The organism is Streptomyces sp. col6 (genome assembly GCF_008042035.1).
Lineage (GTDB): Bacteria > Actinomycetota > Actinomycetes > Streptomycetales > Streptomycetaceae > Streptomyces.
Genome location: NZ_RDBL01000013.1, coordinates 1,249,392 through 1,260,947 on the forward strand (window position 1 = coordinate 1,249,392; position 11,556 = coordinate 1,260,947).

Consider the following 11,556-nt stretch of genomic DNA (forward strand, 5'->3'; position numbering starts at 1 on the left):
CCGCCCGCGCCCCGGTGTCACTGCGCGCCGGGGCGCACCAGACCGCTCTCGTACGCGTACACCGCGGCCTGCACCCGGTCGCGCAGGCCCAGCTTCGTCAGCACATGGCCCACATGCGTCTTCACCGTTGTCTCGCTGACGAACAGGTCCGCGGCGATCTCCGCGTTCGACAGGCCGCGCGCCACCAGCTTCAGCACCTCGACCTCGCGGTCCGTCAGCGTGTGCAGCGTGTCCGGAACCGGCTCCTCGCCGGAGGGCAGGTGGTCCGCGTACTTGTCGAGCAGCCGGCGCGTGACGCTCGGGGCGAGCATCGCCTCGCCGCCCGCCACCACCCGGATCGCCTGCACCAGCTCATCGGCCGGGGCGTCCTTCAGCAGGAAGCCGCTCGCTCCGGCCCGCAGCGCCTCCACCACGTACTCGTCGAGATCGAACGTCGTCAGCACCAGCACCTTCGCCGGACCGTCCCGGCCCGGTCCGGTGATCTGCCGCGTCGCCTCGACCCCGTCCATCCGCGGCATCCGGATGTCCATCAGCACCACATCGGGCTGCAGCGCGCGCACCTGGTCGATGGCCTGGAGGCCGTCACCGGCCTCGCCCACCACCGCCAGATCGCCCTCGGCCTCCAGAATCATCCGGAAGCCGGTGCGCAGCAGCGGTTGGTCGTCGACCAGAAGGACGCGGATAGCCACCAGATCTCCTCAATGCCCGTCGAGGGCCGCGGGCCGGTCGGCCCCGGCCCGGACCTGCTCCATTCTGCCCTGGTCATCCTCCGCCGGACCGGCCGGGCGGACGGTGAGCGGATAGACCGGGGGAGTCCCGCCGAATTCCGGACAGAGCGCCTGGTGGTCGCACCAGCCGCACAGCTTCGTCGGTCGCGGCCGCCACTCGCCCGTCCGCGTCGCCAGCGAGATCGCCTCCCACAGCGCCAGCAGCTTGCGCTCCACCCGCTCCAGGTCCGCCACGACCGGGTCGTACGTCATCACGTCGCCGCTGCCGAGGTAGACCAGCTGGAGCCGGCGCGGCACCACACCCTTGAGCCGCCAGATCACCAGGGCGTAGAACTTCATCTGGAACAGCGCCCCCTCCGCGTACTCCGGACGCGGCGCCTTCCCGGTCTTGTAGTCGACGATCCGGACCTCGCCCGTCGGCGCCACATCGATCCGGTCGATCACCCCGCGCAGCCGCAGCCCCGAATCCAGCTCCGTCTCGACGAACAGCTCGCGCTCCGCCGGCTCCAGCCGCGTCGGGTCCTCCAGCGAGAACCAGCGCTCCACGAGCCGCTCCGCCTGCCCCAGCCACTGCGCCAGCCGCTCGCCCTCCGGGTCCTCCGCGAAGAGCTCGCCCAGCTCCGGCTTCGACTCCAGCAGGCGGTCCCACTGGCCCGGGATCAGGGCCGTCGCCCGGCCGGGCGTGCGGTCCGCCGCAGGGTTGTCGAACAGCCGCTCAAGGACCGCATGAACCAGCGTCCCCCGGGTAGCCGCCTCGCTGGGCTTCTGCGGCAGCTTGTCGATGACCCGGAAGCGGTACAGCAGCGGGCACTGCATGAAGTCGCTCGCCCGTGACGGCGAGAGCGACGAGGGCGGCTGCGGCACCGGCGAGGACGGCGGCGGAACGGAGGTCATGACGAAGACCCTACGACCCGCCACCGACACCAACCGGCATACCATCGACCACAGACCCTCGAACACTGCATCATCGTGCCGAAAGGCACCGAACCGAAGGGACCTCGTGGACGAGAGCGGCGACAGCCGGCGGCCGCAGTCCGACCCGGCGGGTACGGGCCCCGGCGACGGCCCCGGCAAGGGCGCGCCCCCGCGCAGGGACGAGCCCGGAGGCGGCATCCTCATGGGCCGCCCCTTCGGCGTGCCCGTCTACGTCGCCCCCAGCTGGTTCCTGGTGGCGGCCCTGATCACCTGGGTCTTCGGCGGCCAGCTCGACCGGGTCCTGCCCGACCTCGGCGCCGCCCGCTACCTCGTCGCCCTCTTCTTCGCGATCGCCTTCTACGCCTCCGTGCTGGTCCACGAGCTCGCGCACACGGTCGCCGCCCTGCGCTACAAGCTCCCCGTACGGCGCATCCAGCTCCAGTTCTTCGGCGGCGTCTCGGAGATCGAGAAGGAGTCGGAGACCCCCGGCCGCGAATTCGTCCTCGCCTTCGTCGGCCCGCTGCTCTCCCTGGTCCTGGGCGGGCTTTTCTACGTGCCGCTGCGCTTCGTCGAACGCGGCACCGTCCCCGCCGTCCTGCTCGGCGGGCTGATGATCTCCAACCTCATCGTCGCCGCCTTCAACCTGCTGCCCGGCCTCCCGCTCGACGGCGGCCGGATGCTCAGGGCCGTCGTCTGGAAGATCACCGGCAAGCCGATGAGCGGCACCGTCGCCGCCGCCTGGGTCGGCCGCGCCCTCGCCGTCGGGACCCTCGTCGGCCTGCCCCTGCTCACCCGCAGCGGCTCCCTGGGGAACGACGCCGGTGAGATCAGCGGCATGGACACCGTCACCGACGCCCTGCTCGCCGCGATCCTCGCCGCCATCATCTGGACCGGCGCCGGAAACAGCCTGCGCATGGCCCGGCTCCGCGAACACCTCCCCGGCCTGCGCGCCCGCAGCCTCACCCGGCGGGCCGTCCCCGTCGAGGCCGCCACCCCGCTCTCCGAAGCCCTGCGCCGGGCCAACGAGGCCGGCGCCCGCGCCCTCGTCGTCGTCGACGGCACCGGCGAGCCCAAGGCCCTCGTCCGGGAGACCGCCATCGTCGCCGTCCCCGAACACCGCCGCCCCTGGGTCGCCGTCAGCGGCCTCGCCCAGGACCTCACCGACGGCATGAAGGTCCCCGCCGAACTCGCCGGCGAAGCCCTCCTGGACCGCCTCAAGGCCACCCCCGCCACGGAGTACCTCGTCGTCGAGGACACCGGCGAGATCTACGGGGTCCTCTCCACCGCCGACGTCGAGCGGGCCTTCGTCGCCGCCATGGCCCGCCCCACCGCCTGACACCCGCCCCGCACGGTCGTACGCCCGTACGGGCGGGCGGTCGGAGGCCCCCGAAACACCGGTACGCTGGTCACATGTCTGAACCGACCGGTGCCGCCCGCCGACGCGGGCCCTTCAAGGTCGGGGACCAGGTCCAGCTCACCGATCCCAAGGGACGCCACCACACCTTCACGCTCGAAGCCGGAAAGAACTTCCACACCCACAAGGGTTCTTTCCCGCACGACGAGCTGATCGGTGCCCCCGAGGGCAGTGTGGTCCGTACCACGGGAAACGTCGCCTACCTCGCGCTGCGCCCCCTGCTCCCCGACTACGTCCTGTCCATGCCCCGCGGCGCCGCCGTGGTCTACCCGAAGGACGCGGGACAGATCCTCGCCTTCGGCGACATCTTCCCCGGCGCGCGCGTCGTGGAAGCGGGCGTCGGCTCGGGCGCGCTCTCCACCTTCCTGCTCCGCGCCATCGGCGAGCAGGGCATGCTGCACTCGTACGAGCGCCGCGAGGACTTCGCCGAGATCGCCCAGCAGAACGTCGAGCGCTACTTCGGCAGCCCGCACCCCGCCTGGCAGCTCACGGTCGGCGACCTCCAGGACAACCTCACGGACACCGACGTGGACCGCGTCGTGCTGGACATGCTGGCTCCCTGGGAGTGCCTGGACGCCGTCTCCAAGGCGCTCGTCCCCGGCGGCATCCTCTGCGCGTACGTCGCGACCACCACCCAGCTCTCCCGGACGGTCGAGTCCATCCGCGAGATCGGCTGCTTCGCCGAGCCGCAGCCCTGGGAGTCGATGATCCGCAACTGGCACGTCGAGGGCCTGGCCGTGCGCCCGGACCACCGGATGATCGGCCACACCGGCTTCCTCGTCACCGCCCGCCGGCTTGCCGACGGGGTCGAGGCCCCGGCCCGGCGCCGCCGCCCCTCCAAGGGCGCCTACGGCGAGGACTACGACGGACCGGGCGGCCGGAGCGGCTCCGCCCGCGACTGATCCTCGCGGCAACGCACCGGCGCCGCCGCCGAGTTCCCGGACCGACCCGGGGACCCGGCGGCGGCGCCCTTCTCGTATCCGGCTCGTAGCCGGCTGGGGGAACGCTCGTACGCCGCTCGGGTCCCGGTCGCGCGCACGGGCGCCGTGATCCTTGCGCACCCCACCGTTCCGCTGCCGTGTGAGGTGTGGCACGATGCTGGCCACCCCCGCACCGCCGACGCCGACGGCCGCACCACAGGAACCACAGGAGACAGCCCGCGTGCAGACCTCCGCGCTCCCGGACCTGGCGCACACCGACACCAAGCCGATGCACTGGCTCGCCACCGCGGCGGCCATGGCCGCCGTCGTCGCGGGAGCCGGCCTGTTCCAGCCCGACGCCAGCGCCTCGGCCTCCACCCCCCGCACCACGGCGGCCCACCAGCAGCACGAGGACGCGGCCACCGCCCCCGACCCGGCGAAGGCAGCCTTCCCCCTGGACTGCGGAAACGTCGGCAACACCGTCGCCAAACAGGCCCCCGGCGACCTCGACGGCGACGGCCGCCCCGAGACCGTCGCGGTGGTCCACTGCGCGGCCGGATCGGGCACCCCACCCAGCGGCGTCTACGTCCTCACACAGACGGACGGGGCCGCTCCCAGGATCGTCGCGACCCTGGTGGACCCCACCCAGCAACTGAGCATCGGTGACTTCGCGGTCCGTGACGGAGTCATCTCCGCCACGCTCCTCGGCTACTCCTCGTCCTCGGTGCCCTCCTGCTGCCCCGACCAGCAGGAGAAGGTCACCTGGCAGTGGCAGAACGGCGCCTTCGTCCGCAGTGGCCGGACGGACGGGCCCGCCTCCACGGGGGCCTGAGCGCCGCCCGGCACCACCGGAGCGGTCAGGCCGCCTCGGGGCCGTAGACCTCGACCCTGTCCGAAACCCGACGTACGTGAATGCAGTCGCCGGGGCACTCCTTGGCCGAGTCGACGACGTCCTGGAGCAGCGGCAGCGGCACCGGTGTGGTCGCCCCCTTGTCCTGCAGCAGCTCGTCCTCTTCGCTCTTCACATACGCCAGGCCGTCGATGTCCAGCTCGAACACCTCCGGCGCGTACTGCACACAGATGCCGTCGCCCGTGCAGAGGTCCTGGTCGATCCAGACCTCAAGGTCCTGCGCCTCGCCATCGGTGGGAGCGTCCTGCCGCGCGGTCATGTCGCCTGCCGTTTCCTGCGTATCCGGACCGGGAAAGAGCCAGCCCTGACGGGTGTTGAACGCTTCGACGATACAACCGGCCGCTTTCCGATGTTGAACGGTGGGTATCCCTCCGGGTACGGGGAGAGCGCAAGGGTGAAGATCGGACACACCCCACAGTCTTTGTGATCTAGGGGTTTCAATCACCACCCACGCAGGTAGGGTCAGGAAGCGTCCAGCTCCCCTTGGAGGAGGTGAGGACCGTGGCAGCCCACGACGACGACATCAACCGCGGCATCCGGCCCGCGCGGGGGTCCGACGACCCAGCCGGCCAGGTCGCCTATCTCGAGCAGGAAATCGCCGTCCTGCGACGTAAGCTCGCCGACTCTCCGCGTCATACGAGGATTCTCGAAGAGCGGATCGTCGAGTTGCAGACCAACCTCGCAGGCGTGTCCGCCCAGAACGAGCGGCTCGCCGGAACACTGCGTGAGGCCCGCGACCAGATCGTGGCCCTCAAGGAGGAGGTCGACCGGCTCGCACAGCCGCCGGCCGGCTTCGGAGTGTTCCTGCAGGCCAACGAGGACGGCACCTGCGACATCTTCACCGGGGGCCGCAAGCTCCGGGTGAACGTCAGCCCCAGCGTCGAACTCGAGGACCTCCGGCGCGGCCAGGAGGTCATGCTCAACGAAGCGCTCAACGTGGTCGACGCCATGGAATTCGAGCGTGCCGGGGACATCGTCACCCTCAAGGAGATCCTTGAGGACGGCGAACGCGCCCTGGTCATCGGGCACACCGACGAGGAAAGGGTGGTGAGGCTCGCCGAGCCGCTGCTGGACACCACCATCCGCCCCGGCGACGCCCTGCTGCTCGAACCCAGGTCCGGCTACGTCTACGAAGTCGTGCCCAAGAGCGAGGTCGAGGAACTCGTCCTCGAAGAAGTACCGGACATCGACTACGACAAGATCGGCGGCCTGGGCGACCAGATCGAGCTGATCCGCGACGCGGTCGAGCTTCCCTATCTCCACCCCGACCTCTTCAAGGAGCACGAGCTCCGCCCGCCGAAGGGCATCCTGCTCTACGGTCCGCCCGGCTGCGGCAAGACGCTCATCGCCAAGGCCGTCGCCAACTCCCTCGCCAAGAAGGTCGCCGAGGTCACCGGACAGCCCGCCGGAAAGAGCTACTTCCTCAATATCAAGGGCCCCGAACTCCTCAACAAGTACGTCGGCGAGACCGAGCGCCACATCCGCCTGGTCTTCCAGCGTGCCCGCGAGAAGGCGAGCGAGGGCACCCCCGTCATCGTCTTCTTCGACGAGATGGAGTCGCTCTTCCGCACCCGTGGATCGGGCGTCAGCTCGGACGTGGAGAACACCATCGTCCCCCAGCTGCTCGCCGAGATCGACGGTGTCGAGGGTCTGGAGAACGTCATCGTCATCGGCGCCTCCAACCGCGAGGACATGATCGACCCGGCCATCCTGCGCCCCGGCCGGCTCGACGTGAAGATCAAGATCGAGCGCCCCGACGCGGAGGCCGCGAAGGACATCTTCGCGAAGTACCTCACGCCTTCGCTGCCGCTGCACGCGGACGACCTGGCCGAGCACACCGGCTCGAAGGAAGCCGCCGCGCACGCCATGATCCAGTCGGTCGTCGAGCGGATGTACACCGAGTCCGAGGAGAACCGCTTCCTCGAGGTCACGTACGCCAACGGCGACAAGGAGGTCCTGTACTTCAAGGACTTCAACTCCGGCGCGATGATCCAGAACATCGTCGACCGGGCCAAGAAGATGGCCATCAAGGCCTTCCTCGACCACGGCCAGAAGGGCCTTCGCGTCTCCCACCTCCTCCAGGCCTGCGTGGACGAGTTCAAGGAGAACGAGGACCTTCCGAACACCACCAACCCGGACGACTGGGCCCGTATCTCCGGCAAGAAGGGCGAGCGGATCGTCTTCATCCGCACGCTCGTCACCGGAAAGCAGGGCGCGGACACCGGCCGTTCCATCGACACGGTCGCCAACACCGGGCAGTACCTGTAGGACGCGGACCGGCTGCGGATGCCCGCCGGGCATCCGCAGCCGGTTGCTTTCCGGACAGCCGCGGCGACACCGCGGCAATGACGACGCAATTGATCTCCCCACCGGCACGGAGGCGTTCTAGGCTCTGGCCTACCGCCCGTTCACGCAGCGCGGGACGGGCAGACCGCGCACGCACCGAACAAGCAGCGGTACTTGAGCGCCGCCCCGGAAGGGAGCGCCGCCGGGCAAGGAGGGCCGCATGACCGTACGGCGAGTAATGGGCATCGAGACGGAGTACGGGATCTCCGTCCCCGGACACCCCAACGCCAATGCCATGCTCACCTCGTCCCAGATCGTCAACGCCTACGCGGCGGCGATGCACCGGGCGCGCCGCGCCCGCTGGGACTTCGAGGAGGAGAACCCGCTGCGGGACGCGCGAGGCTTCGACCTCGCCCGCGAGACCGCCGACTCCAGCCAGCTCACGGACGAGGACATCGGCCTCGCCAATGTCATCCTCACCAACGGGGCCCGGCTCTACGTCGACCACGCGCACCCCGAGTACAGCTCCCCGGAGATCACCAACCCCAGGGACGCGGTCCTGTGGGACAAGGCCGGCGAACGCATCATGGCCGAGGCGGCCGAGCGCGCGGCGCAGCTCCCGGGCGCCCAGCCGATCCACCTCTACAAGAACAACACCGACAACAAGGGCGCCTCCTACGGGACGCACGAGAACTACCTGATGAAGCGGGAGACCCCGTTCTCGGACATCGTGCGGCACCTGACGCCGTTCTTCGTCTCGCGGCAGGTGGTCACCGGTGCCGGACGGGTCGGCATCGGCCAGGACGGCCAGGAACACGGTTTCCAGCTCAGCCAGCGCGCCGACTACTTCGAGGTCGAGGTCGGCCTGGAGACCACGCTCAAGCGCCCCATCATCAACACCCGCGACGAGCCCCACTCGGACGCCGAGAAATACCGCCGGCTCCATGTGATCATCGGCGACGCGAACCTCTCCGAGATCTCGACGTACCTGAAGCTGGGCACCACCTCGCTCGTCCTGTCCATGATCGAGGACGGCTTCATCAACGTCGACCTGGCCGTCGACCAGCCGGTGCGCACGCTGCACCAGGTCTCCCACGACCCCGGACTCCAGCAGCTGATCACGCTGCGCAGCGGCCGGACACTCACCGCGGTGCAGCTCCAGATGGAGTACTTCGAGCTGGGCCGCAAGTACGTCGAGGAGCGGTACGGGGCGGACGCCGACGAACAGACCAAGGACGTCCTCAGCCGGTGGGAGGACACCCTGAACCGGCTGGAGAACGATCCGATGAGCCTGGCCGGTGAGCTGGACTGGGTGGCGAAGCGGCAGCTCATGGAGGGCTACCGGCGCCGGGACGGCCTGGACTGGGACGCGGCCCGGCTGCACCTGGTGGACCTGCAGTACTCGGACGTGCGGCCCGACAAGGGCCTGTACAACCGCCTGGTGGCCCGGGGCCGGATGAAACGCCTCCTCGACGAGCAGGAGGTCGCGCGGGCCCGTACGGCGCCGCCGGAGGACACCAGGGCGTACTTCCGCGGCCGCTGCCTCGAACAGTACGCGGACGACGTCGCCGCGGCCTCCTGGGACTCGGTCATCTTCGACCTGCCGGGCCAGGACTCGCTGCAGCGGGTGCCCACCATGGAGCCGCTGCGGGGCACCCGGGAGCACGTGAAATCGCTCCTGGACCGCTGCCGCACGGCGCAGGAGCTGGTCGAGGTCCTCTCGGGCCGCTGAAGGCGGCTGAAAGGGCTCCCGGCTGGGAATCATTCCGATGACCTCCGGACGTTGAGACAAGTACCGGGCCAATGTCGGACCCCATGGGTAGGGTCTGATCAAGTGCTTCGAACCGAGCGGGGTGAGCTAGATGGCGACCAAGGACACCGGCGGCGGACAGCAGAAGGCGACGCGTTCCACCGAGGAGGTCGAGGAGCAGGCGCAGGACGCGCAGGCATCCGACGACCTCAAGGAGCGCCAGGAGAAGCTCAGCGACGACGTGGACGACGTCCTCGACGAGATCGACGACGTGCTCGAGTCCAACGCCGAGGATTTCGTGAGGTCGTTTGTTCAGAAAGGCGGGGAATAGGACTTAATGTCCGATATTCCTGCGAGGAAAGAATGCTCCCGCTGGCGAAGGACTCTGCCGACAGAGTCCTTCGCCAGTAACAGGGCGATGCGGGATGGCCTCCAGGCGTACTGCCGGGAGTGCTCGGCCGAGTACTACCGGCAGCGCCAGGAGGCCAGGGGCAAGTCCGTTCGTGTCAAGGTGCCGGTCCCCCGAGGGCACAAGCGCTGCCCGCAGTGCGGTGAGGTGAAGCCGCACGACCAGTGGGAACGGAACAGGTCGTCCTCCGATGGCTGGGCGAGCTACTGTCGTCCGTGCCGCGCGGAGCGCAATCGGGCCGCCTACTTTCAGCGCAAGTACGGTCTGAGTCCGGCTGAGGTTGATGAACTGATCGCCGCTCAGCAGGGCGTGTGCTGCATCTGTTTAACCGCTCCGGCGGAGCATGTGGATCACTGTCATCAGACGGGTAGGGTCCGGGGCGTACTGTGCTTCAGCTGCAACGCAGCCCTGGGGCAGCTCAAGGACCGGCCGGATGCCATAAGGCGTGCAGCCGCATACGTGGAGGGAAACGCGTGGAAGCCAACACTCGTAGCACCGGGCGTCTACCAGCTGCCTTCCTGACGCCGGGATCGTCCTCCTTCATGGACTTCCTGTCCGACCAGGCGCCCGGGATGCTGCCGGGCAACCGGCAGATGCCGCCCATGAAGGGGGCCATCGAGGCCCCCCACGGCACGACGATCGTGGCGGCGACCTTCCCCGGCGGTGTCGTCCTGGCCGGTGACCGGCGGGCGACCATGGGCAACATGATCGCGCAGCGCGACATCGAGAAGGTCTTCCCGGCCGACGAGTACTCGGCGGTGGGCATCGCCGGGACGGCGGGTCTCGCCGTGGAGATGGTCAAGCTCTTCCAGCTGGAGCTGGAGCACTTCGAGAAGGTGGAGGGCGCCCAGCTCTCCCTGGAGGGCAAGGCGAACCGGCTCTCCACGATGATCCGGAGCAACCTGGCGATGGCCATGCAGGGCCTCGCCGTCGTCCCGCTCTTCGCCGGCTACGACGTCGACCGCGAGCGCGGACGCATCTTCAGCTACGACGTCACCGGCGGGCGTTCCGAGGAGCACGTCGGCTACGCGTCCACCGGTTCCGGCTCGATCTTCGCCCGGGGCTCGATGAAGAAGCTCTACCGCGAGGACCTGACGGAGGCGGAGACGCTCACGCTGGTCGTGCAGGCGCTGTACGACGCGGCGGACGACGACTCGGCGACGGGCGGCCCGGACGTGGGCCGCCGTATCTATCCGATCGTCACCGTCATCACGGACGAGGGCTTCCGGAAGCTGACCGACGCGGAATCCTCCGAGATCGCCCGCTCGATTCTGGAACGCCGCCTGGAACAGCCCGACGGCCCGCGCGCCGCGCTGCTCTGAGCCCGCGTCCGTATCCAGCTTCTTCGATGCTCCCGCCACTGACAGAAAGGGACGGATAGCCGGTGTCGACGCCGTTCTATGTCTCACCTCAGCAGGCCATGGCCGACCGGGCGGAATACGCCCGGAAGGGCATCGCCCGTGGTCGCAGCCTGGTTGTGCTGCAGTACGCCGACGGAATTGTGTTCGTCGGCGAGAACCCGTCCCGTGCGCTGCACAAGTTCAGCGAGATCTACGACCGGATCGGTTTCGCCGCCGCCGGCAAGTACAACGAGTACGAGAACCTTCGCATCGGCGGTGTGCGCTATGCGGATCTGCGCGGATACACCTATGACCGCGACGATGTGACGGCCCGTGGACTGGCGAACGTCTACGCGCAGACGCTCGGCACCATTTTCTCCAGTGCGGCCGAGAAGCCGTACGAGGTGGAACTCGTGGTCGCCGAGGTGGGCACCGAGCCCGAGGGCGACCAGATCTACCGGCTGCCGCACGACGGCTCGATCGTGGACGAGCACGGCTCGGTCGCGGTCGGCGGCAACGCGGAGCAGATCAGCACCTTCCTCGACCAGCGCCACCGCGACGGGATGTCGCTCGCCGAGGCGCTGAAGCTGGCGGTGCAGGCACTGTCCCGCGAGGCCAACGGCAACGAGCGGGAGATCCCCGCGGACCGCCTGGAAGTGGCGGTCCTGGACCGTACGCGGCCCCAGCAGCGCAAGTTCAAGCGGATCGTCGGCAGGCAGCTGGCCCGGCTCCTGGAGGCGGAGGCAGCGGCCTCCACGCCGACCGACGCCCCGTCCGACGCCGAGGACGGCGAGTCCTCGGAGACCCCCACGGCCACCACGGACCGGAAGGGCACGACCGACACGACGGACTCCGGCGGGGACGTGGAGTAGCACTCCCCGATA

12 protein-coding genes are annotated in these 11,556 nt (G+C 69.4%); 9 read left to right on the forward strand and 3 right to left on the reverse strand.

Going from position 1 to position 11,556, the window contains the following annotated elements; translation table 11 throughout:
• Nucleotides 1-17: 17 nt before the first annotated feature.
• Both EAO73_RS22320 and EAO73_RS22325 read right to left on the reverse strand, forming a co-directional pair.
• Nucleotides 18-689 carry a response regulator gene (locus EAO73_RS22320; protein WP_136315837.1) on the reverse strand — a complete coding sequence of 224 codons (672 nt, stop codon included), beginning with the start codon at nucleotides 687-689 and terminating at the stop codon, nucleotides 18-20.
• 9 nt (nucleotides 690-698) lie between these two features.
• The gene (locus tag EAO73_RS22325; RefSeq protein ID WP_318153280.1) at nucleotides 699-1,544 is read right to left on the reverse strand and encodes a RecB family exonuclease; all 846 of its coding nucleotides are present in this window, start codon (nucleotides 1,542-1,544) and stop codon (nucleotides 699-701) included.
• A 184-nt stretch (nucleotides 1,545-1,728) separates the two neighbouring features.
• Between EAO73_RS22325 and EAO73_RS22330 the strand changes: the two genes are divergently transcribed.
• From EAO73_RS22330 to EAO73_RS22340, 3 genes are all read left to right on the forward strand, one after another.
• Nucleotides 1,729-2,979, forward strand: coding sequence for a site-2 protease family protein (locus EAO73_RS22330; protein ID WP_147973251.1), 1,251 nt, complete (start codon nucleotides 1,729-1,731; stop codon nucleotides 2,977-2,979).
• A 74-nt stretch (nucleotides 2,980-3,053) separates the two neighbouring features.
• Entirely contained in the window at nucleotides 3,054-3,959 is a 906-nt protein-coding gene (locus EAO73_RS22335; protein WP_147973252.1) for a tRNA (adenine-N1)-methyltransferase, read from the forward strand.
• Nucleotides 3,960-4,218: 259 nt separating this feature from the next.
• Nucleotides 4,219-4,809, forward strand: a complete 591-nt coding sequence (locus EAO73_RS22340) for a hypothetical protein (RefSeq protein ID WP_147973253.1) — start codon at nucleotides 4,219-4,221, stop codon at nucleotides 4,807-4,809.
• A gap of 25 nt (nucleotides 4,810-4,834) precedes the next feature.
• On the opposite strand, the gene EAO73_RS22345 is transcribed toward EAO73_RS22340, so the two are convergent.
• Entirely contained in the window at nucleotides 4,835-5,146 is a 312-nt protein-coding gene (locus tag EAO73_RS22345; protein ID WP_147973254.1) for a ferredoxin, read from the reverse strand.
• 242 nt (nucleotides 5,147-5,388) lie between these two features.
• On the opposite strand from EAO73_RS22345, the gene arc reads away from it, so the two are divergent.
• The 6 genes from arc (at nucleotide 5,389) to prcA (ending at nucleotide 11,544) form a co-directional block, all read left to right on the forward strand.
• Nucleotides 5,389-7,155, forward strand: a complete 1,767-nt coding sequence (gene arc, locus EAO73_RS22350; protein WP_147973255.1) for a proteasome ATPase — start codon at nucleotides 5,389-5,391, stop codon at nucleotides 7,153-7,155.
• A gap of 238 nt (nucleotides 7,156-7,393) precedes the next feature.
• Nucleotides 7,394-8,905: a depupylase/deamidase Dop gene (gene dop / locus EAO73_RS22355; protein WP_147973256.1), complete on the forward strand. Its 1,512-nt coding sequence runs from the start codon at nucleotides 7,394-7,396 to the stop codon at nucleotides 8,903-8,905.
• 130 nt (nucleotides 8,906-9,035) lie between these two features.
• Complete coding sequence (locus tag EAO73_RS22360) at nucleotides 9,036-9,254, forward strand: ubiquitin-like protein Pup (RefSeq protein ID WP_147973257.1); 219 nt, start codon at nucleotides 9,036-9,038, stop codon at nucleotides 9,252-9,254.
• A gap of 87 nt (nucleotides 9,255-9,341) precedes the next feature.
• Nucleotides 9,342-9,854, forward strand: coding sequence for an endonuclease VII domain-containing protein (locus tag EAO73_RS22365; protein ID WP_412074939.1), 513 nt, complete (start codon nucleotides 9,342-9,344; stop codon nucleotides 9,852-9,854).
• Nucleotides 9,806-10,654 (forward strand): proteasome subunit beta, encoded by an 849-nt coding sequence (prcB, locus tag EAO73_RS22370; RefSeq protein WP_147973259.1) that lies wholly within the window; start codon nucleotides 9,806-9,808, stop codon nucleotides 10,652-10,654. The genes EAO73_RS22365 and prcB overlap by 49 nt, the downstream gene beginning before the upstream one ends.
• A 62-nt stretch (nucleotides 10,655-10,716) precedes the next feature.
• A complete protein-coding gene (gene prcA, locus EAO73_RS22375; RefSeq protein WP_147973260.1) occupies nucleotides 10,717-11,544 on the forward strand; it encodes a proteasome subunit alpha in 828 nt (275 codons plus the stop codon).
• The last annotated feature ends 12 nt before the right edge of the window (nucleotides 11,545-11,556 follow it).